21 protein-coding genes are annotated in these 23,705 nt (G+C 55.9%); 12 read left to right on the plus strand and 9 right to left on the minus strand.

The features are described 5' to 3' along the window. Nucleotides 1–5: 5 nt before the first annotated feature. Together AC1RLZ_RS10320 and hutC are read left to right on the plus strand one after the other, a co-directional pair. Nucleotides 6–1,148, plus strand: coding sequence for an ABC transporter substrate-binding protein (locus tag AC1RLZ_RS10320; RefSeq protein ID WP_493188566.1), 1,143 nt, complete (start codon nt 6–8; stop codon nt 1,146–1,148). Between the two features lie 793 nt (nt 1,149–1,941). Continuing rightward, nucleotides 1,942–2,724 (plus strand): histidine utilization transcriptional repressor HutC, encoded by a 783-nt coding sequence (hutC, locus tag AC1RLZ_RS10325; protein ID WP_493188567.1) that lies wholly within the window; start codon nt 1,942–1,944, stop codon nt 2,722–2,724. Nucleotides 2,725–2,941: 217 nt separating this feature from the next. On the opposite strand, the gene AC1RLZ_RS10330 is transcribed toward hutC, so the two are convergent. Further along, nucleotides 2,942–3,580, minus strand: a complete 639-nt coding sequence (locus tag AC1RLZ_RS10330; RefSeq protein WP_493188568.1) for a GntR family transcriptional regulator — start codon at nt 3,578–3,580, stop codon at nt 2,942–2,944. Nucleotides 3,581–3,779: 199 nt separating this feature from the next. On the opposite strand from AC1RLZ_RS10330, the gene AC1RLZ_RS10335 reads away from it, so the two are divergent. Further along, on the plus strand, nt 3,780–4,436 hold the full coding sequence (locus tag AC1RLZ_RS10335) for a flavin reductase family protein (RefSeq protein WP_493188569.1): 657 nt from the start codon (nt 3,780–3,782) through the stop codon (nt 4,434–4,436). 1,436 nt (nt 4,437–5,872) lie between these two features. On the opposite strand, the gene AC1RLZ_RS10340 is transcribed toward AC1RLZ_RS10335, so the two are convergent. Continuing rightward, nucleotides 5,873–6,232, minus strand: a complete 360-nt coding sequence (locus AC1RLZ_RS10340) for a hypothetical protein (protein ID WP_493188570.1) — start codon at nt 6,230–6,232, stop codon at nt 5,873–5,875. A gap of 353 nt (nt 6,233–6,585) precedes the next feature. Between AC1RLZ_RS10340 and AC1RLZ_RS10345 the strand changes: the two genes are divergently transcribed. Beyond that, nucleotides 6,586–7,053 (plus strand): hypothetical protein, encoded by a 468-nt coding sequence (locus AC1RLZ_RS10345; protein WP_493188571.1) that lies wholly within the window; start codon nt 6,586–6,588, stop codon nt 7,051–7,053. Beyond that, the gene (locus tag AC1RLZ_RS10350; protein ID WP_493188572.1) at nt 7,050–8,717 is read left to right on the plus strand and encodes a hypothetical protein; all 1,668 of its coding nucleotides are present in this window, start codon (nt 7,050–7,052) and stop codon (nt 8,715–8,717) included. The genes AC1RLZ_RS10345 and AC1RLZ_RS10350 overlap by 4 nt, the downstream gene beginning before the upstream one ends. A 99-nt stretch (nt 8,718–8,816) precedes the next feature. Here AC1RLZ_RS10350 and AC1RLZ_RS10355 read toward each other — a convergent pair whose 3' ends face one another. From AC1RLZ_RS10355 to AC1RLZ_RS10375, 5 genes are all read right to left on the minus strand, one after another. Continuing rightward, nucleotides 8,817–10,532, minus strand: coding sequence for a type IV secretion system DNA-binding domain-containing protein (locus AC1RLZ_RS10355; protein WP_493188573.1), 1,716 nt, complete (start codon nt 10,530–10,532; stop codon nt 8,817–8,819). A 2-nt stretch (nt 10,533–10,534) separates the two neighbouring features. Continuing rightward, the gene (locus AC1RLZ_RS10360; RefSeq protein WP_493188574.1) at nt 10,535–11,071 is read right to left on the minus strand and encodes a hypothetical protein; all 537 of its coding nucleotides are present in this window, start codon (nt 11,069–11,071) and stop codon (nt 10,535–10,537) included. After that, nucleotides 11,071–11,811: a hypothetical protein gene (locus tag AC1RLZ_RS10365; RefSeq protein ID WP_493188575.1), complete on the minus strand. Its 741-nt coding sequence runs from the start codon at nt 11,809–11,811 to the stop codon at nt 11,071–11,073. The genes AC1RLZ_RS10360 and AC1RLZ_RS10365 overlap by 1 nt, the downstream gene beginning before the upstream one ends. Before the next feature lie 562 nt (nt 11,812–12,373). Next, nucleotides 12,374–13,267, minus strand: a complete 894-nt coding sequence (locus AC1RLZ_RS10370; protein ID WP_493188576.1) for an ImmA/IrrE family metallo-endopeptidase — start codon at nt 13,265–13,267, stop codon at nt 12,374–12,376. Further along, nucleotides 13,264–13,614, minus strand: coding sequence for a helix-turn-helix domain-containing protein (locus AC1RLZ_RS10375; protein ID WP_493188577.1), 351 nt, complete (start codon nt 13,612–13,614; stop codon nt 13,264–13,266). Before AC1RLZ_RS10375 ends, AC1RLZ_RS10370 begins: the two co-directional genes overlap by 4 nt. A gap of 118 nt (nt 13,615–13,732) precedes the next feature. Here AC1RLZ_RS10375 and AC1RLZ_RS10380 point away from each other — a divergent pair, with 118 nt between their 5' ends. From AC1RLZ_RS10380 to AC1RLZ_RS10395, 4 genes are read left to right on the plus strand one after another with little or no spacing between them, the layout of a single operon-like run. Next, nucleotides 13,733–13,975: a DUF2188 domain-containing protein gene (locus AC1RLZ_RS10380; RefSeq protein WP_493188578.1), complete on the plus strand. Its 243-nt coding sequence runs from the start codon at nt 13,733–13,735 to the stop codon at nt 13,973–13,975. 18 nt (nt 13,976–13,993) lie between these two features. Continuing rightward, nucleotides 13,994–14,713, plus strand: a complete 720-nt coding sequence (locus AC1RLZ_RS10385; RefSeq protein ID WP_493188579.1) for a multiubiquitin domain-containing protein — start codon at nt 13,994–13,996, stop codon at nt 14,711–14,713. Beyond that, nucleotides 14,688–15,890 carry a ThiF family adenylyltransferase gene (locus AC1RLZ_RS10390; RefSeq protein WP_493188580.1) on the plus strand — a complete coding sequence of 401 codons (1,203 nt, stop codon included), beginning with the start codon at nt 14,688–14,690 and terminating at the stop codon, nt 15,888–15,890. The genes AC1RLZ_RS10385 and AC1RLZ_RS10390 overlap by 26 nt, the downstream gene beginning before the upstream one ends. Then, nucleotides 15,880–16,287: a ubiquitination-like system serine protease family protein gene (locus tag AC1RLZ_RS10395; protein ID WP_493188581.1), complete on the plus strand. Its 408-nt coding sequence runs from the start codon at nt 15,880–15,882 to the stop codon at nt 16,285–16,287. The genes AC1RLZ_RS10390 and AC1RLZ_RS10395 overlap by 11 nt, the downstream gene beginning before the upstream one ends. 20 nt (nt 16,288–16,307) lie before the next feature. On the opposite strand, the gene AC1RLZ_RS10400 is transcribed toward AC1RLZ_RS10395, so the two are convergent. Then, on the minus strand, nt 16,308–16,514 hold the full coding sequence (locus tag AC1RLZ_RS10400; protein WP_493188582.1) for a hypothetical protein: 207 nt from the start codon (nt 16,512–16,514) through the stop codon (nt 16,308–16,310). Between the two features lie 288 nt (nt 16,515–16,802). Continuing rightward, the gene (gene mobF / locus AC1RLZ_RS10405) at nt 16,803–19,451 is read right to left on the minus strand and encodes a MobF family relaxase (protein WP_493188583.1); all 2,649 of its coding nucleotides are present in this window, start codon (nt 19,449–19,451) and stop codon (nt 16,803–16,805) included. Nucleotides 19,452–19,887: 436 nt separating this feature from the next. Between mobF and AC1RLZ_RS10410 the strand changes: the two genes are divergently transcribed. The 3 genes from AC1RLZ_RS10410 (at nt 19,888) to AC1RLZ_RS10420 (ending at nt 23,632) form a co-directional block, all read left to right on the plus strand. After that, on the plus strand, nt 19,888–20,235 hold the full coding sequence (locus tag AC1RLZ_RS10410; RefSeq protein WP_493188584.1) for a hypothetical protein: 348 nt from the start codon (nt 19,888–19,890) through the stop codon (nt 20,233–20,235). Nucleotides 20,236–20,397: 162 nt separating this feature from the next. After that, nucleotides 20,398–22,071, plus strand: coding sequence for a recombinase family protein (locus tag AC1RLZ_RS10415; protein ID WP_493188585.1), 1,674 nt, complete (start codon nt 20,398–20,400; stop codon nt 22,069–22,071). Between the two features lie 199 nt (nt 22,072–22,270). Then, entirely contained in the window at nt 22,271–23,632 is a 1,362-nt protein-coding gene (locus tag AC1RLZ_RS10420; protein ID WP_006023603.1) for a tyrosine-type recombinase/integrase, read from the plus strand. The last annotated feature ends 73 nt before the right edge of the window (nt 23,633–23,705 follow it).

Consider the following 23,705-nt stretch of genomic DNA (forward strand, 5'->3'; position numbering starts at 1 on the left):
GCACTATGAAGATGACTAGAATCGCCTTGGGCTTGATCGGTGCGGTTGGGCTTTGTTCGCCGGCTTTGGCAGAGAATGGAGTAACCAAGGACGAGATTGTGATCGGCGCGTTCTTGCCGCTTCAAAGCGGTCTGGCGGCAGGCGCAGCTCAGGTGCGTGATGGTGCTTTGGCATATGCTCAGCACATCAACGACCAGGGTGGTATAAACGGCCGCAAGATTAAGTGGCTCACCGAAAACGACTCCTACAACCCACAGCAGGCGGTTGCGGCGACGCGCAAGCTCGTTGACCGCGACGAAATCTTTGCAGTTGTCTCGCCGCTCGGGACCGTAACGGCTATGGCGGTGCTTCCCTATCTCGTCCAGAAGAATATTCCCATGATCGGCCCCGTCGTCGGCAGCCCTAAGCTATTGGAGCCGACTGACCGTGTTGTCTTCGGGGTTCTGCCGAGTGGCGTCACTCGCGGCAAGGCAGTTGCCCAGCATGCGGTCGAGGAAATGAAAGGTAAGTCGATAGCTGTGTTCTCGCAGAACGATGACTTTGGAAAAGATGTCCGTGATGGGGCCGTCGAGTATTTGAAATCCAAGGGAATGTCGATCGCAGCAGAGGCAAGCTACGCTCCAAATGATGCCGACATGAGCAGTCAGGTCGCAAAGCTTCGGGCAGCGAATCCCGACGTCGTGGTTCTTGCAGGCATTCCCAAGCCGCTCTCGCTATTCATCAACGAGGCAGCAAAGCAAGGCTGGAAGCCAAAGTATGTTGGCCCATCCCAACTCACAGACCCGCTTATGGTTGAGCTATCCGGCGATAATGTAAACGGTACCGAGATCATTTATGATGTCGCGCTTCAGAATAGCCCTGCGGCCAGTGAAGCTAACGCCATTCTGGCAAAATACGCGCCACAGACACGGCCAGGATACTTTGCGTATAACGGCATGATCGGGATGATGCTGTTCGCAGAAGCCGTGAAACGCGCAGGCACAGAGCCGACTCGGGAAAAGGTGATAACCGAATTGGAGAAGCTTCAGCAATTCAAGAGCGGTATTTTCCCTCCTATCTCTTATGCTCCCAATAACCACGCAGGCGTGAAGACGTTCGGCGTTGCCAAATGGGAAAACGGCAAGTTGGAGATGGTGAAGGGCTGGTGAGCCGAGCGACGTATTGACGGGAGCGGGGCGGCGCTCGTTGCGCTGCCCCTGATCTTGGCTGAATCTTACTGTTGTGGCGCGCTTTCCGCTTCTAGTACCTGCTAGATGCGGCGGTGATGCTGTGGCGGATGTCTTCGCCTGTATCTCGTATTGACGCGCCGGTTCATCGGTTCGCGGCAAACCTTTCCAATCCTTTATGTTGGTATACTTTCACGGCGAAGGATCTCCGCGCGAACTAACCTCGCACGATCGATACCATCTTCAGTTTCAAGTTACGCGTTCTCAGGTCGATGATAGCTTCATCGTAGGACGACCATATCGACATTCCTGAGATCCGCCGGACCGCGCTCATGCGCTAGAGCGATCACACGGTCATGGCAGGTATATTCGATATGTGTATGCCGAGTGTGGCCGGTGAGGTTTCGCCACTTTCAATGCGGAAGTTATGGCGCGTTGTATGACCGCGGAGCTGAAAGCATGCCACATTCTCTAAGGGATTTATCGAATAGAGTGGTTCTTAGCGGGGTGTGACGGCTCGGCGGATCGTCTGAGAGGCGCTGGCAATCTGAGCGCCGACCTGATCGTTCTTACTGCTTAAAACCGCCGATGCGCCCCGCGAGCCACGCTTGCGCCGATGAGATCAGAGCTTTTGGCATCAAAACTTGGTGGAGATACTCGCGCTCACGGTTAGGGCTCTGGACTTCGACGCTTCCGTGCAGCATTTTCGAACGGATAGACCTCAGGGCGCATGCTACCAGCTGCCTGTATTTGAATGAAAGCAAGGATATTCTAGATGGCCCCCAGGCGTACTGCGGCAGCAGGAAAGACGCATTCGCGGTCGTCCACAGGGGTTCTCCTCTATCAGCGGATCCGGCGTGACATCGAATCCAAGATACTGTCCGGGGATTGGCGGCCCGGATACAAGATCCCCTTCGAAAAGGACCTGATGGCGAAGTACGATTGTTCGCGCATGACCGTGAACAAGGTGCTTGCGGGGCTGGCGGCAGAGGGGCTGATCGAGCGGCGGCGCCGTGCAGGAAGTTTCGTTGCCCGACCACGGGTTCAGTCTGCCGTTCTGGAAATTCCCGACCTTAGGGAGGTTGTCGAGCTGCGTGGCGAGAAATATCGATACAGTCTTGCAGACGTCAAAAAGCGGGTCGCCAGTCGCGCCGACCGGACATGGCTCGGCGTTACTGTGAAGGCACCCGTGCTTCAGGTCACGTGCCGGCACGAAGCTGGCGAACAACCTTTTGCGTTCGAAGATCGTCTGATCAATCTCGTTGCCGTACCCGAGGCTTCGAACGAGGATTTCTCGCTGGTCCCGCCCAGCGCGTGGCTGGTAAGCCACGTTCCATGGACGCAGGCAGAACATCGAATCTCCGCAGTCAATGCCGATGCGGCCATGGCGAGCGAACTCAATGTCCCGGTTGGTTCCGCATGCTTGGTGATAGAGAGATGGACATGGCGAAACGGAGAGCCGATCACAGCTGTTCGTTTGACGCATCCCGGCAATCTGTTCGACCTCGTTGCGCGTTTTACGCCCTCAAGTGTCGATCGACGTAAGGCTGCAGCATAGTTCGACTTTCTGTGCCTGATGCAGGGAGGTCGCCATCCTCGGATCTTTGCGAGTGCGAGAACGTGGGTCTTGAGACCTCAGGTTCCTTCTTGCACGCTTTTCCTCAGGTAGCGGATTCTAAGCCCTCGCGGGCTTGGTGGCTTTGGAACTAGGCTGCCATTTTCAGGGGCCGGACAAGTTGACGTATTACCTGGCGGGTTGGCTCCAGAGCGGGCACCTATCGCCCCACTGTGTCGCGGGCGAAATCAACAAGGTAGTCGTTTAGCTTAATAGAGAACTTTTCGGCAGCGGCGGTGTCTTGGTCGATAATCGCATGCAATATCGCCATATGTAGCCGCCGGCCGGCGTCGATCTCTTTCCGCTCATCGACCACATGGCTGATCCAGAAGCGCCGTGAGAGACCCTGCAACGGTCCCATCGCGGCTGCAAGATAGTCATTTCGCGCCCCTTTGACGATAAGATCGTGCGTGCCCTGAACCGTCTCGATATAGGCCCTCATTGCAAAGCTACCCTCTGTGAGGAGGGCCTTCATCTCGACCATACTGCGTCGGTCAGCCTCGGTTGCGCGTCGGCAAGCCAACTGCACGGCGAGGGCTTCCAAGACCCGCCTTGTCTCAAGCAGGCGAAACTGCGCTTCGACAGAAATCGGAGGTACAAGGACGCCCTTATTTGGATGGATCTCGACCATCCTATTGCGGGAGAGTTGCTGTAACGCTTCTCGAATAGGCGTTCGGCCCAACCCTATCTGGTCCATCAGCATAGCTTCGGACACGAGCGAGCCGGGTGCGATCTCGCCGAACAGGATCATGTCCTCAATTGCCCGATACGCACGGGCCGTTTTTCCGATCTCAGTCATCTTTGAGTTTCCGACTCACCCCACTGGTTGGCGCGCCGCATCTTGTAGCCGAACGGACGCGCAATGCCTCTGATCTTGACAACCGATATATCGATTGCATATCGATATATCGGTTGGTTCGAATTTGCACTGATAGCCGTCGGATCAAAATGACAATGTACAGCGGACCCGATAGGCGCCGCGTAGTGGAGATGGTTCGATGAAGTATTGCCCCGGGTCGGATAAGTCACCGCTGCCGTTCAGCCCGTTCAAGAGCTGCACGGTGCCGCGACCCATCGGCTGGCTTTCCAGCATTAGTCCGGAAGGAGAGGAGAATTTGGCGCCTTATAGCCAGTGGCAGAACCTCACCTTCGATCCGCCCATGGTCATGTTCTCTGCGAACCAATATCCCGACGGGCGGCGCAAGGACACTGTTCTCAATGCTGAACGGACCGGTTGGTTCGTGTGGAATATGGCGACTTGGGCGTTACGTGAGGCAGTAAACCGTAGTGCGATGGCTTTGCCACCGCATGAGAGCGAGTTCGACGTCGCTGGGGTTACGAAGAAGTATGCGGACTTGGCGCGGGTCCCGATGGTGGCCGAGAGCCCCGTGCATTTCGAGTGTCGCTATTTGAGTACGCACCGACTGGCGGGCAACTCGAATGTCGGGACTATCGACATCGTCTTTGCGCGCGTTGAGAAAATTCACATCGACGATAACTTTATCACAGCGGACGGTCGTCTTGACATCCCCGCCATCCAGCCGATCGCGAGGTTGGGATATTTCGATTACACTGTTGTCCGCGAGGTGTTCGAGATGCGTGTGCCGGAGGCCGATGGTGACGCGCAAGCCGGATTAGAAGGTCGCGCGGGCTGATTTTTCGTTTCATAAGCTTCTAAAATGGAGGAATGATCGATGGACCAGCGTTATTTACGCCCCGCTAGACCGAACGTTTGAGGTCTATGTTGGCGTCAGGGGGGCGTCCCGGGCGTTGTTGTCTTGGCCACGGATATTCACGACAATTTCTATGAAGGTGCGGCTGGGCGGCGTTCAATTAACGCGGCGCAGCCCATGAAACAATGACCGGCGTTGCCGCGTGTTCACTTTCCGGACAACCTATTTCACCTACCTCAAGATCACTGACTATGGTTGGTCGTAACCGTCGATGGTGCTGGATAATTTGTCGCGCTACATAGCAGCATGGAGCCTGGCCCCACCATGTGTGCGTTCGACGTAACGGCCAAATTGGATCAAACCCTGGCAGCATCGGTCTGCATTGCGCCGCCGTTGTGCCTCGACCGAGGCTGCTGAGCGACAATGACGCATCGTATGTTGAAAGTGGTCCGGCTGACTGGCTGAAGGACCAGGGCAGACGGCATGTTCGGGGAGCACCGTATCACCCGCAAACTCAGGGTAAGATCGAGCAGCAGTACCAAATCCTGAAGAGCCGAATCTTGCTCGAAAACTGCTAATAACCCTGAGGTCTCGAACGAGAGATCGTATCCTTCGTCGAGCATTACAATCACGACCACTATCATGTGAGCATTGAGAACGCCAAACCGGCCGACTTCTACTTCGACAGAGCCGAGGCGATCCTCATAAAACGCCTGTGGATCGCACTACCTGCCATCGCAAACTGGCGCCTGCAGACCGCTTAAGCTCCACCCCGCGATCCGTAGCGATAACAAAATCGCTGTTTTCAGATAGCCTTTGCAGCGAGGGCTTACGAGGATGTGTAGTGTGCCGGGAAATTCTGACGGCAGACGTTGGCCAGCCAACGAGTCGGGGAGATCAATTTTGAATCAGTATATCCCTTACGCCTAATCATATCCGAAACACGCGCAACCGTTGCTTTCCCTTTGCCGGTACTTTTCGTCCACTCGCTGAATCAATTTTAATTAAACCGTAAGCATTACAGATGCACAGGTGTGGAAAGAGCAGTTTGTTCTAATGTGTAGCATTTGAGAGCATTTTGAAGTTGCTTCGAATTGCTCTCTTTTGTTTCAAAGGTTGGACGTGAACTTACTGAGGCGAGTTCATGTAAATGATCCCGGGTCTTGAGCCGAGAGTTTTACAGCAGATTTTTCGTGTCTCCGGTGAGCACGTACTTGACCGTCTTGTCGTCGTCAGACCGATACGTTCGCAGGGTTTAAAAGCTTGGCATGGCCGGGCGCGTGATTGCCGGTCTCCCGGTGCGCAAGTGGATGCGTTAAAGCAAAGGCACCCTTGGCGCTGCAGACCGCGAGCGCCAAACTCCAAGCCGCGCTCGCCGCTATAGTGGTTTCACTCGTGCTGTCAGCGACCGCTTTATATCAGCGAACGACAACAGGGGGCCGGGTCTGAATTCGATTCTCGATTTCTAACTTTAGAATCTTCGCGTGCCGCTCGCGATAGGCTGTTTTCATAAGGTTGGTCAGGCAGTACCAAGGCGCCACTCCAACGGCTTCTGCCCACTCATCATAGTCAGCATCCAACCCGACTATAGTCAAATGCTGTGTGGTGCCGACGGGCACAACTGCCCGCCAAGGTAGATCCTCATGAAGCGTATCCGGCTCAAGCGGGAAATCATTATTGATCCGGACTGGTCCCGACCAATTAAACTTCAACCTCACGCCGTTCGCTCCCATATGCTGCTTCTTATTGTAGGGCTTGCCCTCCACAAATGAATTCATGCCAGCGTCTCCACCCCGCCCTGCTTTGAATATGCCGGTGCGTATGATCACAATCGCTATGTCGAGACTGGTTAGATGGATCAGTGTTGGCAATTGCGCTTGCTCCGCTCATTGGGGACTTTTTGTAACAACTTTTCATAACAAACTAGATAGAACGCTCGGATCCTAGCTTGACCTGCCCCGACGCTTGAGACGACGCTGGTAGTGGACAGAAAGCCGGAGGCTAGATCCTCGACCACCTGTCTGAAGGTATACCATGTTGCTGCTACCAATCGGAATTCCGATTATTGATTGTTTCAAATTGCTCTCTTTTGTTTCAACAGTTGGGAATGTGAACTCACTAGGGTGAGTTCATGTCGATTGATCCGAAGTCCTGGGCTGCTAGTTTCACTGCAGATTTGCTTGTCTCGGGAGAGCACGTACCGCTCGACCGTGTCGTTGGTCGCCACGCCGACGCGTTCGCGGAGCTTCGAAAGCTCGGCTTGACCTGGCGTGGGATTGCCGGCCTCTTGGTGCGCACGGGAGCTCGTCGGAGCAACGGCAACCTGATTTCTTCAGATCAACTCCGGGTTAGCTTTGCTCGTCTTGACCGGAAGAAATCCACTTCGCGGGACAAGCAGGGCCGCACCACAAGGGCTTTGGCGCCCCAAACCGCAAATGATGCGCCTCCATTGGTAACGGCTCTGCCGCTCGTTCAGGAACATCGTTTACTGCCCAGCGCAGAGCGGCCGAAGAGCGAACCCCAGGACGTCTCAAACACCGAGATCGAAGCTGCGCTCTCACGCCTCAACAAAATCGTTAAAAGGGAAATAAAAGAATGACATTCGCTGAGTTGAAACGAGTCACCGAAGAGTCACGGGCTCAGCGGAATGAGTATTTCTCGCGTCTTTACGGGCATGAGGCCATTGAAGATTTTGAAGGTGTAGATGAGGGTGATCTCTATCCGTCAAACCGGTATTATACCATTCAGCTGTTCTACGATCCTGCCCGATTTCGGACTGCGGCCGAACGGCGGAGATTGCTTGCTCAGGCTCGCGCGCAACATCCTGAGCGCAAAGTGAAACTGCGAGCTCTCGACCCGAAAGATCTTTCAGATTTTAGCATCTCGCCGCACGCGTATATGGAAGAGCTTTTTATTGAGCGCGGCCACGTCACAGACGTGGAGGGAAGAAGTGAGGGCCATGGTAGACGCAACGACCTACTTGTTGTTGCGAGGAATATTGCAGCCTTGCAGACCAATGGGTTCTTTTGGAGCCTGATGTTGCAAGAGCAAGGACGCAGCTTAGGTTTTGCCCTATCAAGATTGAAAGAGGAGCGAGACGAGCAGGTCCTTGATATAATGGCTCCCGTTTTCGGAAAACGGACCGAGATCGTCGCGCGGCGCCTTGCGACCGACGACGAGAATGAAGATCGCCCGTCAATTCTTCCACTCGTGATGCACGAACAGTTGATGTTAGGTACCGGCGTTCCCGTGAATTATACTGTTCATCTCGCATATGAAGCGACACCTGGGACGGCGGTCGACCTCGGCAGTCGATTGAAGACGCGTAGATTGATATATCACAACCGAGCCGGTGCCACCTCGGCTCAGGTGGCGTTTGAGATGTCTCACTCCCAAGAGCTTTTTGGCGACGGGGGCGCGGCCGGTGCGGAGGCAAACAAGGCGATGAACGCAGCGATTCTGACTTGGTTTAGTCAAGTCATCGTCGCTCAACGCAAGATTTGCTGGATATCTCGTGCACGCCGATCCTGGGATGTCGGGACAACGCAAATTCGCGCTGAAGCTGAGCTTCACAGCAGTGTCACCGGTGTCGATCAATTGCCTCGCAAGATCGGCAAAGCCAAAAACTGGCAGGAGCAAATCGATGCGGCCACGGAAGCCGCTCTATTGAACATCGAACACGCGACAGATCAGGCCCCGGCAGGCTTTGTCTATGAAGCCAGCTTGGATGACCGCGTAGTCGCGGCTCTAAATGGCTCGGCGATCGAATGTCCCGACACGGATGATGAATTGGCATTCTTTGAGGCCGGTTTGCACACGGTTGTTCTGGCTTACTGGATTGGCTCTCTAAAGCGGACCGGCGAGGGGACCCTCGACGCAACGATGGCGCGCTGCATTCGTCAATCTTGGAGAGCCATACAGGCCGGCAACAATTGCTTGCTTGGCCAGTTTTCTGAAGAAATATGGCGTGCGCTTGTTGAAATCGCAGAGAGCTTTCTTCCGCCGATCCAGCATATGGCAGGTCGATTGCCGTCATACGACCGTCGTGGCTTTAACGAACCGACGCCGATCACCGTGACTTATGCATGGCTAACGCTACAGACATTGCAGGAGCCGCGCTTGCAACGACGAACGCGCACGCGCCTTGAGCTTCGCGGGCCGATGCTTTGCTTTCCATCGAACCAAGCAGAATATTGGAAAGAGAAGGCTCGAATTGTTCGTTCACCTCGTGGCTTTTCCGCACCTCCTAAGGCTGAGCCATAGACGCTAGAAGTCCATTTTTGTGCTCAGTGAGGCCTTGCAGCTCTTTCAGAAACTTGCAGATAGCGACGGGAATTAGCCGGCGCTATCTCCGCCTTCTGCTCAAGGCGCCGCCCGCGGTGTGGGACGGGCAAATTTCGTCCACGCTGACGGCACAAATCCCTCGCCGCGGATCGTCCACGTCGTGAGAGGCCAATCGAAGCAATAGGCGTGGCCCGCGTATTGCACGATAGCGCGTACGAAACGCTTATCTTCGCTCTCCCCGAACACGCCAAGCTCGCCAGCAAATCGTGTCGCGCTGACCACTGGCTTGGTGTCCGTCTGGCTGATGAACAATCGCTTATCGTCGTCAGCGGGATAGTTATTCGGAGCCAACCATCTGATGTCTCGGTATCCGATCATCTTCTCCGCCCACTCGGCGCTGGCACCGGCGGTGAGACGGCCAAAGATTTTCATCTGAAAGAGGTCGAGCAAGAGCTCGGCGTCATCTCCATAAGGCTTTAGCTGACTCTCAGACTGAAGTGCCACAATGCACGCAAGTCCTTTTTCGCGTGCGACGGACAGCGTGCGTGCGAAGCCGTCAATCTTGCCTAAGGAGTAGAATTCGTCCAGAATAATACTGACCCGGCGAGACATGTCGATTTTCACCGATGCATCCGATAGCTCCTTGCAGGTCCGCCGCAAGATGCCGCCACAGACAACGGTAGACATCAGTTCGAAGTTCGGTGAGGTCTGGATGACGACAATTTTCGGACCAGTGTAATCTTTCGACAACCAAGCCTTTATCGAAAAGCGTTTTGATGGCTGAACGGTCGACCAGGCGTAGGCCATCGGACGCAAGCTCGTCATGGCTGCACTCAAGAGTGTGGCCATAATGCTCATGACCGTTTTGCTCTCGCCATCTTCGTCACCACTCTGCAGCAGCGGACTTGCACTCAAATCAAGCGCTTCGATGCGCTGCCGCAGATCGTTGGGATTTGACAGGACCACGTTGAGCAAGTCTCGCGCTCCCCACTCAGTCCCCATTTCGTCAGCGATTGTGGAAATGATGTCGGTCAAAATGAGCCGAGCAGTATCCGACCAGAAACTCTGCTCTGATGCGGGAATAACGTCGGTCGCGAAATCAGCCGCTGCGGCGGGGCCGTCAATGTCGGCAGCGATGTCCCAGGCCCAGCCGTCACGATGTGCGGGAGAAATTAGAACGGTCGAAGCCAGATCGAACGATTGCGTGACGTCTCCCTTATTGCAGTGGGTCATCAAGAGGTCTCCACGCTCCGCCATCTGCGTTGCATAAGCGCGGACGAGATTCGACTTTCCATGACCCGAAGCACCGAAAATCATGATATATCGGCTCTCAAGCTCGAACGGCAGGTTGAGTTGCGGCGCAAGCCAGATGCCTTCACGTGCGAAGTACCCGACCTCTTTCCGGAACTGGCGCTGCAACTTTTGGCGTGCGTCATCATCGTAATAGATGCGCGGGTCGGTTTTGTCGGGCGTCAAGAACGGCTCGATCAATGGAGCTTCGTCCCGCGCAGTTAGGTATGCAAGATACGCCGAGGCCAGTGCAATCACGACGGCTGCCGTCGCTCGGCGCCACCCATCGGCGAGAAGAAAGCCCCAGTGACGGGTATCGAGGAGCTGCATCAGGTGGGCGCTCCAGGTGAACAAGGTGATCGGCTCGTTCGCGCTCGGCAGCGTGATGAACAATGCAATCAGGGGAATGCTCGAAAGTACGAACACGATAGAGCCCACATAGATTGCCTCATCGTTCGAGCGATACAGGTCCAGGCCTGGCTTAAGTTTGGGAAGGATAGCCATTTCTATTTCCAGTTCTGAATGAATTGCAGGAAAAGCTGCGTCAGCGTGTCCCACTGACGCATGATGACGGCGGCGCCGACGAAGAGAGGCACGGTGGTGATTAGGCCCAGTCTGACGGCGTGGGTGCGAATCGATCGACGATTGTGCTGCCGATCGGTCCAGTTCCGGTCTGTCGAGACCGGGAGCATGTTTGACTTGCCTACGGTTGCATCCGCTTTTTGCGGCGTCGGCTTATTTGCCCCGTTGCTGGGACGCGCCTTGACCGACTTCAATGCAGGCGCGGCTGCCCCAGCTTGCGGCAGCTCTGACATTTCCTTTGCGATGCGCCGCCTGAGCACGCGGAAGAAATATCCGGTGCCGTCCGGTCCCCACTTCTGGAGCTGTGTACCGCTGACCGAGCGGCCTTTCGTCAAGACTTCCTCGACAGCCAAGCGAACCTGAACGCCGATAGCGCTTTTACGCTCAGCCTCAATCTTGCTCATGGCAGGGATAGAAGCCTGCTTGTCAGCAGGCTTCTGTTCTTGCGGACGCTTGCTCATTATGCGCCTCCCTTCGGCAGGTAGATGAGCTGCGAGAGGCTCTGATGCATGTCGCGGAAAAACACCGCGACGGCGCGCCGGGCGATCTTGACGTCGCCCACTTCCATGCCGAGTCGCTTTGCGGCGTCCTGCGGCTCCATCGCGAGCGCCTTCAAGAATCGCAGCCCTGCATTCTCATACGGCTCCCAAAAGTCTGCGAGGATAGCCGGCATCTTGATCCGCTCCACGCCGGTAAGGAGTGGCTTCAGCTCCCTCTCGAACTGCTGACGAGCCGGACCGTTATTGCGCAAGCCATCAAGCGGACCTCGGTCGATCAGATTCTCGACCAATACAAGCCGCGCGCTTGGCATCGCCTCGCGGAACCGCCGGATGGTTTCGGCAGCCGATGCAATCGCGTCGGTCTCCGCCTGCACCAACACGAAAACGAAGGCGGGCAACTTCCAGCTTACCAAGTCCTCGTCGATATCGACTTCCCGGAGAAAGTTGGCAGCATTCTCGACTTCGTCCGCGCCGATATCGAACAGCACACTCTGGCCGCTGGCAATCGCCTTGCTCGCGGCGGTGTAGAGCGGCGTGAACGATTTCCGGACAAGTGCCGGATCGTGCATGACGAGATCAGGATTGGGGCGCAGGTCAATCACCTTTGCACCGATCAGCGTGGCGAGCCTCTTCTTATCGTCGGCCTGGAATGCGGTGAACGGGTAGCCGTTCACTGCCAACAGGTCGGCGACGGTCGCCATAAGGTGGGTCTTTCCGACGCCGCCCTTCTTGGCCGCGGTGATAGCGAGGATTGGCGGTTTCGCCGGATGAATGGTAGTCATGGTAAGCTCCTCTAACGAGTTGACGAGATCGCCAACTTCGATTGGAAGCTTCTCACGAGATCAGGACATGCTCTTTGGAACCCAAAGTGCAAGATACGTTGTCATTAAGCTGCTGAATTTGAGAATGAATTTTAAGGACACGTCTCTTTTGGAGGGCTTTATGCGGAGCACGACGCTTTTGCAAAGCCAGTTGTCGCGCTCGTCGGACGTCTGCAAGACCAGCCACATCCCGTCGTCGTTGTGACGCGGTCAAAGCCAACGGACTTACCCTATGGCTTTCCTATAACATGGCTGCGGTGGACATTAGCACTGAATCGCAGGCTCAGGTTGCGATCAGATAAGAGCCGTCGCGGCAGGGGCAATACGGAGTGTTTCCCGCATCTGATAGAGCAAAAATGGCGGCATCGCAGCTTCCCAACACCAACAGGTACTATCCTCGTGGGTTGTTATCGTTCGCGATCGCCATGAGGAACATCGCAGCTTACCGACGAAACTTTGGGGTCCAACTCTGGACCAACTCGTCTTCGTCATCGTCGGTGTCGTCGACCTCCGAGCGTAAGGACAACGCGCGGCAGGTCAAGATCGTAAGCGTACGACCATATTCACCAAGGCCAACAACCTCCTCGACCACGCGATAGCTTCGGTCGCCGCCTAGCCAGTCCTGCAATCGAGCATCGCCTGCATCACGTCGTCCCGCGCGGACATTGTCAGGTTCGGCATTAAAACTTGCTGTCAGCGTACCGTTCGGAACAGCGGTCCCTTTCTTCAAGTAACGAAGACCTTTCACTTGCTTGATGCCGTCAGACATAAAACACCAATCGATGGCGTCGCCCTGACTAGAGATCACGGCGATTCCGTCGGCCGTCAAGGCGCTATAGCGGATTGCCGTCGCAGTCATCGACGTCTCACACGCGGTACGAAGCGCTTCCACGCAGTCCATACCCGCAGAGTGGTCAGCGATGGCCTTTTTGAAGGGCAATTCAGGCATCAGTAACGCCGCGGCGAAAACATCAGCTTCCTGCTCGTATGGATCGCCGGATACAAACCCGGCGCGCGATTCATGTACGCCGGTTGTCAGGAGCGCTTCGGGATGGCCTTCAATGAAGTAATGCCCAAGTTCATGGCTGATGCTGAAGCGCTGGAAACCACGGCTGGGAATGTGGGTCGCATAAAGAATGCCGAAATTGTCCCCGTGCTTGATCAGCATGCCCGACACACCCTCCGCCGTATCGGGCTTGGCCCGCACCACAATGCCCTTGCTCGCGGCAATTGCCTCGGGATCAACCCACAGCTTCTCAACCTTCATCTGTCGCAGCAACGCATTTGCGGCAGCTTCGGCGAGCGACCGGCGTGCAACGTGAGGCTTTGTTGTCATTCGCTTCCTTTCGTTTTCCTCTGAACCAGCAGGTCGAGGAAATCCGTCGCCAGCTTCAAATCTTGTTCGGTCAACTTGCCTAGATCGCGGTGCAGACGCCCGATCGTTTCTGCGGACGCCTCCGGCGTGTCCGATCGCCCGAGCAGATAGTCGGTGGTGACGTCTAGAGCCGATGCCAGTGCTTTGAGATTGTCGAACGACGGCTTTCGGGGGCCCGACTCGAAATGAGACACGGATGCGGCTGGCAGACCGGCTTTGACGGCTAATTCCGCCTGGTTTAGCCCCCGAAGCGTCCGGGCGGACTTGAGACGTTGTTGAAAGATATCAATGGGTTGCTTCTCGTTCATGGCGCTTTCGATATGTACGACTTGACGTTTCCGCCATTTCGAGTCAATGTAATGGCGGTAACGACAATACTGCCATGGCGAAATCGCAAGGCGCAAGCCGGAACAGGAGGTCAGTGAAATGTCTAAGAATGATCGATTTGTCGTCCGGCATGGCGACGACTGGGCGGTGAAGAAGGCCGGTGTAAGCGCGCCGGAAAGCATCCACCACAAACAGAGCCGCGCCGAACAGCAGGCCAAATCTACCGTTCGCGGTCTCGGTGGCGGCGAAGTCCGCATTCAGGGACGCGACGGCAAGTGGCGCGACTCGGACACCGTCGCACCCGGCCACGATCCGTACCCGCCCCGCGATAATAAGCATTAGGACACCGGAGATTTCATCATGAGCAATACCGACGAGCTTGAACTGTCCACTGGTCATCGCCCTGATCATTTCGCCGCGCTGATCGCCGACGAGTCATTCGACTTCAGCAGCTTCCCATTTGATGACCGCAAGGTCACCGGAGCGCAGATCGGCGAAGCTTTTGGCGCACATCCCATCAGCGACTTCGTCGTCATCCAGCAACTTGAAAGCTTGGAACTAGAGGCTCTGCGGCCGACTGAGCTTGCAGATTTGGAAAAGTCCGTCCGCTTCTTCGTCATTCGCAGCGGTTCCACTTATACGTTCATCGTCGATGGCCTGAGTATGGTCTGGCCGAAGAAGGCGATTAGCGGCAAAGCTGTGAAGACGCTGGTCAACAAGAACGAGGACGACATCGAAGTTCTGCTGGAACGCGAGGACGAGCCGGACAAGGTGATCGGTGACGATGATGACATCCGACTGGCGGCTGATGGCGTCGAAAAACTAAAGACCCGCCATGCCAAGACGACTGTGACCATCATCGTCGAAGGTACCCCGCATGGATGGGATAAGAAAAAGATCAGTTACGCCGAAGTCGTGACGCTAGAAGTCCCGGACTACGCGCACCACCCCGACATCACTTACTCGGTCAATTTCACCAACGGCCCTCATAACCGTCCGGAAGGCGATCTAGCCAAGGGCGAGTCGGTCAAAGTCAAAGACGGGATGATCTTCAGTGTTTCAGAAACTGGTCAGTCATAACGAAGACATCAAGCGTTTGGTCGATAAGGGATATGCGGTCGGGTTCGACAGCAACTACATGATTGTTCGCGATATCCCTTATCTCGACGCGCAGGGCAATGAGAGCTGGGGCGCAATCGTGACCAAACTCGTGGCCGCGGATCAGGATCACGTGATTCAAGACGACCATCAGATCTTCTTCGCGGGCTCCAGCCCGTACAACACAGACGGTACGGCGGTCGTCAACTTAAGCGACCGTCCGACGACCTTGAGCCTCAGCGAGGCCGCCGCCGACGTGGCGGTCCAGCGACAATTCTCGAACAAGCCCCGTATCGACGGTCAACTAGTAGGGTTCGACAACTTCTTCGATAAGATCGAAAGCTATGTCGGTATCATCTCAGGTCCAGCCCGTGCCAAGTTTGGCAGCAACTGGTTGACTTACCGCTCGGTTGAAGCGATCGCGGACGCGTCCGTGTTCAAAATTCATGATACAATGACCAGCCGGGCCGAAATCACAGCGCTGTCGGCCAAGTTCAAAGACGAAGTCATTGCCATCATCGGGCTCGGTGGGACAGGCGCCTACATCCTTGATTTCATGGTCAAGACACCCGTCAAAGAAGTTCGCGGTTTCGATCTTGACCCATTCCATGTTCACAACGCATTCCGCTCCCCTGGCCGCTTCGAGGGCGGCGAGTTCAAACGCTCAAAAGCAGATGTCTATCAGGCCCGGTATGAGAATTTCCGCCACGGACTAACTCTGAAGGCGAAGTTCATCGATGCATCCTGCGCTCACGACTTTGACGACGTGACCTTTGCGTTCGTCTGCGTCGACAAAGGAAGTTCGCGAGCGGGAATTTTTGAAGTGCTGATGGCAAAGGGCATCCCGTTCATCGACGTCGGCATGGGCCTCAATCGCAAGCGCGGCCCTCTCGCAGGCATGATGCGCGCGACTTATTATGACACGGCCAATGCTCAGGCTGTAAAGGATAAGGGTTTTTCTGAACTTTCGGACCGCCCCAATGATGAGTATCGCGTCAACATCCAGATCGGTGAACTGAACGCCCTAAACGCGACGCTCGCGGTGATCAAGTATAAGAAGCTCAAGGGCTTCTATGTCGAGACAAACCCAGACTTTCAATTCTTGTTTGATCTGAGTGATTGTAAGATTACCCGGCGATCGGAAATCGATGAAGCTTGATCAGATCAAACTCCAGCGCGTTGAGTTTATGCCAAAGCAACTCGAGCCCGGCATTCTCTACGTTTCTGAAAAATATCGCGCAGTTGCCCATCTTTGTGTCTGCGGCTGCGGAGCCAAAATTCGCACACCGCTTGGTGCGACCGAATGGGCCTTCACCGATAGCACCGCCGGCCCGAGCTTATGGCCCTCGGTCGGTAACTGGCAGCAAGCCTGCAAATCTCACTACATCATCGATGGCGGCGAGGTTATCTGGTGCGGCACCTGGACGCCTGAACAAATCATGGCTGGACGCCGCGCTGAACAGGCCAAGCGAAAGGCACACTATGATGCCATGTATGCGAAGCGCGGTATCTTCAGCCGCGTCTGGCGGTGGCTCAAAGCGCTGTTCGGCGGGTAGCTTGTTCGCAAGAAAAATCATTATAATTGCACTTCGGCGAGCAGCGAAAAGAAGTATCGCGTAAAGTGCAGCGCACAGTCTTGGTGAGCTACACCATTCTCGAAGATGTCGCGCAGGTCGCGGGTGACAGTGGCGCGTGACGGATCGGCAATCCGGATATAACTGTTCGCCAACAGACCGCCTTTGAGTCCGTCGATAACCTGCCTACCTGTGCGCGATTTTGTCATGCGATCATTGAGACAATCTCGGCGCCGGTTTCGCTTTATCTCAGCACATCAAAGCCGCGAAAATTCGAGCAGTGTCCTTCTCAACTCGATCACGTCTGCCCGACTAGATTTAGATCCTCGATCTACGGGCAGCTAGATATGCCCTCAGCTACCCAGCGATTGCCCACGTTCCGAAACCGTCGTGCCCGGAAGAAAGCGATGCCGCCCGACGCAAGAGCCGGGCGGCCGATCCGGAGTCGGGCCCCGCAAGCCTCGGTATCTCTCCATGCGGGGCCGTGTGACGTAACTTCATAGTAAGAGCCCGTTCCGCTCGCGTGCGCGTTCTTGATCACGGTATCGATCTTGGTCGGCAACGAGAGCCAGCGTCGAGGTCTTCAAATTGGCGCGCGAAATCCTGGCGGCGAGATGGGCCATCTCGGCAGAATCACTCAACTCTTTCTGTTTTAAGCGGAGCTCTTGCTCAGTCTTCGTCTGTGCGGCCAGCAAAGACTGGTCAAAGAAGATCGTCGTATCGCCACGCGCGCGTGAAAGGGCAACATAGGTATCGTGTCGATCGTATTCAGTGCCCAGCACCACGGTGGCCGTTTCAGCGGTGAGACCTTGCGAACTGTATGCTGTCACAGCCAGATCGTGATTCAGCCTGACACGGCCGCTGCCGTCTATAAGCGCTTCCGTTGAAAATTCGACCTGCTCGCCGTCGACAATGGCGCGCACAAGAACATGCTGGCCGTCGAGCTGATCGATCCCTTCGATGCGACCGACGGTACCGTTGATGACACCACGACCGATCTTGTCCTGGCGAATGCCGAAGCGGATCTTGTCACCAATGGCAAGGTGCAGTCGATAACTGGTTCCTGAAGCATCCCCGGCCGTAATAGTATGATCAGGTCCAATGAGAACGCCATCGCTCCGCATCCGGGATCGGATTTCGGCATTGAGCGCCCGGACTGTTTTGTTGGATTTGGCAATTAGCAGATGATTTTTGTCTGGTGCGAGAGCCTGCGATTCCACATAGCAGTCGACGGCCGATTGGATCGTAGCTCGTGCACCCACGCGCCCCCGCAGCAAGCCATTTTCGCGGTAGGCCTCAAGTCCCGCCGCGGCATCACCTTTTGAAAACGCACGAGCAGCATCCTGAGCCCATTTCTCGTGCTGTCGCACAATTTTGTCGACCCGGGAGGGTTGAACGATCGAGGAAAGAATCTTAAGTGCCGGACCTGCACTTATAGGTTGCAATTGAGCTCTGTCGCCTATTAGGACAAGCTTCGCCCCAGACTTGGCAACCGCTTCAGTCAGCTCGTTCATCGTTTTCGAGCCGACCTGGCCGCACTCGTCAACCAGAAGGACTGTGTTGCGATCAAGAATATGCTGGCCCGATTTAATTTGCATCAACAGGCGATCTATCGCCGTGGCATCGATGCTCAACTCTGAACGCAACATTGCTGCTGTTCGATGCGCGATGGCCGCGCCTTTCACTATTTTTCCAGCAGACAGATAGCCATCGACTACGACCTTAAGCGTGGTTGTCTTTCCTGACCCTGCCGCACCTTCTATGATGACAAGAGATCCACCGCTTGTCGCTGCCACAGCTGCATGCCGCTGTTCTTCCGACATACCGCGCCGATCACACTTATCTTCGATCAACGTCGGATCAAGCTCAGCCCACCACCGCCGGGCGAGCACTCGAGCGGTTTTAAGGAGGTTTTTCTCGATCGCGATCATTTCTGGGGTCGAAAATAAGCCGTGTCCATGGATGTCTTGCGCGAGCTGCACGACATGACCGGCGTTGATCAACCGATCAACTTCCAGATCAATCCGATCAGGATTGGCTCCGGTTCCGACGAGGCTGCTCGCAACAGCCGCTAGAAGGTGACGCCGTTCGAATACCGACTCGTCTTCGGTCAAGCGCGAGGGGATCTCTGCCAATCGCTGAGTGATCAAGATCTCTCGATCATGATTGGATAGAATACGATCTGTCAGGGCATTGTCGATGAACTGCTCGACATCGATGCCTTGCTCCCGTGCCTGCTCTCGCCAGATTTCGAAACGATCTCGGTCATCTTGAGACTTCGATAAACGCGTCGCCTTGACGACAGCGGACGCCAGCTGCTGGGCCTCGCCAGTCACCAGATCATATTCTGCCAGGCGCTCCTCCAATTGATTTCTGCGCGAGGAGAAATAGCGCTTCGTGACTTCGCTCACCACTGGACCTGTCGGCGTGACCAACTCAAACATTCCGTTTTTCCCGGTGACCTCCGTCTGAAATCCCAAGTTGTTAAGTCCGGTCGATAAGGCCAGGTGGAACACGCTTCCGGCCAGCATTTTGGCTTTGAAAAGCGGCCTGGCATCTAAGGCTCCGTAACTTTGCATACGTGCCGACTGACTCGCATCGCCTTCCAATGATGATTTTATACCTAAATTGGCAATGCAGAGATGCGTATGAAGATCCATATCGGCCGTGACCTGCCCATCGATGTGGAGGGCTGGGCGCGCTTCCGCGTGCTGAAAAGCGGCAACGATCAACGACGTCTTTTCGATGATCACGCCGTCCTTTCCCCTTCTCGTAAAGGCCGCTTCACGGTTGAGCATGGCCACGACGGCCTCGCACGCATCCATCTGCACCTGCTCGATTGCAGCACGCATTTCGGGATCTGCCAGAGCGAACGCAATACTGACGGACTTCGGCGCGCTTAGCGTCAAATCAAAGCCCGGCACTCTCTCCTTTCCACCGTCATTGATGATGAGATTGCGCCCGTCCGGTCCGACACCGGCGTGCAGCTTTTCGAACAGGTCCGCCTGAACTGTTTGGCCCATGCTTATACCAAGCGCAGTTGAATTACAGAGCCAGACGCCCGCCGGCTCCTTTCCGGAAACATAGTATTCGGTTCGCCGCAGATAATACTGAGCGACGGTCCCTTTTCCGATGCTTGCAACCATTGTGGCCTCCATGCGTGGAGGCCGATTTTCTTTCGAGAAGCGCAGAGTAACTTTGGAAGCCAAAGTGCAGCAATCAGTCGATCACTTTGGCTTCCAAAGTGATCGAGGGAATTCAGCAGTTCAATGGCGCCTCATCAATGGAGGCCGTCATGTCAGATCATCGGAAGAGCTCGAGAACGAGCACCCAAACATCACAGAAAGCTGCTGAGCAACCTAACGTCGGAAAGCGGGGCAACGAACCGGACACGTTGACGGTCTCATCGACGTGGTTGGCACCCGTCGCAGTGAATGACCGCGAACTCGAGATTCTCGAACTCTACCTCGGCGACGCACTGGACGCTTTGCTCAGTAACGCTCGGCGACCGCGAGCGAGGGGGCCGCCGTCCTAGACACACGCTCTCTCGCCTTCACCAACTCTCAGACAAGGGAACATCCCATGACTTCAGAAACCGCGCTTTTTCTACTGGCCCGTAGCTCCTACCTGGCAAAGATCTTCACGCTTAACGCTCTGCGTAAGCGCGAGGACGGTTTGCTGGCGGGACGGTACGGCTGGACCGTAAAGGTGCCAGTTCTCAGCCTCATCAATGCTCTCAAGGTCGATGTCGTCATCGACAACGAGGGTAGCTCCTGGGATCAGGTGCGCTCAGCGTTGGAAGCCAACCGCGTCGTGTTTGGTCTCGACGCCGAGTACCCGACCCACTTGATCGGGTATGTGGACGAAAGCCCATGGCTGGAAATCTTCCACGGGCACCAACGCACACTCCACCTCAGGACGTTCCTGTAGTAGCATTTCTGCCGGCGTCATATCCGACGCCGGCAGATCCTTTCGATGAGGTAGTCAGCTTCAATCTCATGTTCGGTTAAGCATGGGCCAAGACTTCGATCAGCGCAGGCTTTTATTCGACTCAATCAATTGCGAAATTGACGCGACCAAAATAGGTGCCAAATGAAAACTCCTCGTAGCCGCAAAAATTCCGCAACCGATCTTGCCGATGCCACAGAGCCCGGACTGCGCGCATGTGGGTATTATCGCGTTTCGACCGGGCGGCAGTCGGACGCAAATCTGTCTATCCCAAGCCAGCGACAGGCGACCCGCAGCTTTTGCGAACGCAAGGGATGGACAATGGCCACGGAGTTCGTCGAGCCTGGCGCTACGGCGACTGACGATCAACGCCCCGAATTCCAAAAGATGATCGAGCGTGCCTGCGACGACGATCGCCCGTTCGATGTGGTGCTGGTCTATTCGTTCAATCGCTTTTTCCGCGATGGCTTCGGCATGGAAATGTACATTCGCAAGCTCGCGAAGGTAGGCGTGCGCCTGATTTCCATCACCCAGGAACTCGGAGAAGATCCTTCGCAGGTCATGATGCGCCAGATCATTGGACTCTTCGACGAATACCAGTCGCGCGAAAACGGCAAGCACGTCCGCAAAGCAATGATCGAAAATGCGAATCAAGGCTTTTACAACGGATCGCCTGTTCCGCTCGGTTACAAGGCGGTCGAAGTTGAAAAGCGCGGTATCCGCATCAAGAAGAAGCTGGCCGTCGACCCCGTCGAGGCCGAGACCGTCCGCCTGATCTTCCGGTTGTATCGCGAGGGCGACGGCACCTCCGGTCCGCTCGGCGTCAAGAAGGTGACGAACTGGCTCAACGAGCGCGGTTATCGTACCCGGCTGGGCGCTCGTTTTGGCGTCGCGACCATTCACGGCATTCTCACCAACACCGTGTACATCGGAGACTCTGTCTTCAACGTACGCGATTCGCGTACACTCAAGCAGAAGCCGGCTAACGAACACGTTGCAATCACGGTGCCGGCGATCATCTCGCGAACTGAATTCGAGGCCGTCGGAGCAAGCCTGAAGTTGCGTAATCCGAGAACCACGGCGCCGCGGGTCGTGACCGGCCCAATCCTGCTCACTGGGGTGGCTACCTGCGCCAGCTGTAACGGCGGCATGACGCTAAGGACCGGGACTTCATCAAGCGGTAAAGTGCATAAATATTACACCTGCTCGACCTGTGCTCGCCAGGGTAAGACGGCCTGCAAAGGCCGGTCCATCCCCATGGATAAACTTGATACGCTCGTCACCGACAATCTGATCGCAAAGCTGTTCCAGCCTGAGCGCTTGAATATCATTCTTGGCAAATTGACCGAGCGCCGATCTGAGAAGGCCACAGAGCTCGACCGCCGGTTATCCGACCTTCAAACCGAAGCCAGGACCGCGGAAGACAAACTGAAGCGACTCTACACGATGGTCGAAGACGGTCTGACCGATCTGGATGACATCCTCAAGGGCCGGATCGCCAGCCTGAAGTCCGACCGCGACCGGGCCAAAGAAGCACTCGACCGCATCAAGCTCAGGCCCAAATTGACCAATTTTGATGCTCAAACGATTGAGCGTTTCGGCCAGATTATGCGGGAAAATATCGCGTCAGGACCGATCGCATTCCGGAAGGCCTACATCAAATCGGTCGTGGACAGAATCGAGGTCGATGACCATGCAATCCGCATCGTTGGTGACCAGGCCACCTTGGAACAGGCAATTGCGGGGGAGCAAAGTGCCGGTCCAAACGTTCGCAGTTTCGTACGGAAGTGGCGCACCCGACACGATTCGAACGTGTGACCTTTGCCTTCGGAGCAATTTAGCCTGCCTATCCTAAATGCACGACAGGGCACGCTACAATGCGATATGTAACTGAAGATACTAGACAATTCGTATTTCCGCGCCGAACTGTCTATCCAGAATTTCGCTCCGATATCCATCCGGTTGCTTCCGTGGTGCTTCCGCGGAAGCAGCCCCTCACTAGCGAGGGGAACACCTCATGGCAAAGCTGACCAAGCGGATCGTGGACGCTGCCGATGTTCGCGAGAAGGACTATTTTATCTGGGACGACGAACTGCCCGGTTTCGGCCTCCGCGTGTTCGCCTCCGGCAAGCGCAGCTACCTCATCCAATATCGCGCTGTTGGACGCACGCGACGCTACACCATCGGCCTGCATGGCGTGTGGACGCCGGAGACAGCCCGGCAAGAAGCGAAGGTCCAACTCGGGCGCGTCGCGCGCGGCGACAACCCTTCCGAAGAACGTCAGCTCGATCACAAGGCCATCACGGTCAAGGAGCTTTGCGCCCTCTATACCGCTGATCTGAACGCGGGCCTCATTCTGGGTAAGGGCGGGCGACCGAAAAAGCCCACCACCATCGTCACCGACACTGGCCGTATCGAGCGGCACATCATCCCGCTGATCGGCGCGCGCCGGGTCAAGGATCTCACCAAGGCCGACATCAACAAGGTCTTGAAGGACATCATGGCCGGCAAGACGCGCGTCGCCGTCAAGACGAAAAAGCTGCGAGGAAAGGCCATTGTTCGTGGTGGCGCGGGCACCGCCACGCGCACCGTCGGCCTATTGGGCGGAATCCTCACCTACGCTGTCGATGCTGGGATTATAGAGGTCAATCCGGCGCACGGCATCAAGAAGCCCAAGGACAATGTTCGGAATCGTAGGCTGACCGAGGCGGAGTATCGCACCCTCGGGCAAATGCTTCGCGATGCCGCGGCGAACGAAAAATACGCCATGACCGTGGACATCATCCGGCAGATCGCGCTCACCGGCTGCCGCCGCTCGGAAATGATCTCGCTAATGTGGATCGAAGCTGACACCGACGCGAGCTGCATGCGCCTGGTGGACAGCAAGGAAGGTGAGTCCATTCGTCCAATCGGATTGCCCGTCGTCGAGTATCTGGAGGAACGGCGCAAGACCGCAGCGGGCACCTATGTCTTCCCAGGTCAGGGCGAGGACCATGCGTTCGGCAGCTTCCCGAACCATTGGGAACAGATTTTCAGCGACAGTCCGCTCGCCGGCGTCACCCCGCATGTCCTGCGTCACAGCTTTGCCAGCATCGCCAACGATCTCGGTTTCACCGAGGTGACCATCGCGGCGCTCGTCGGCCACTCCAAGGGCTCGGTGACGAGCAAATACATTCACACGCTCGACACTGCGCTCATCATGGCCGCCGACACGATCTCCGGTTACATCCAAGGGCTACTCGAGGGGATCGAATTCAAACAGACGGCCTACGCATTGGATCGTGATTCTCGTCGAGCTGCGCTTGACCTCTTCCTGACCAAAGCGGTTGGAGAGCCGGGGAACGAAGCCGAGGACGAGGAGCGTCGCTTGGCAGCTTGAGGCTTGCGATCAGCCACTGGTCGGCGAGCAATTCATCGCCGCCCACGATGCAGTCGAAAAAGCTTTTTGAAGA

This window comes from Tardiphaga sp. GW822-FHT04G09, from assembly GCF_058800725.1.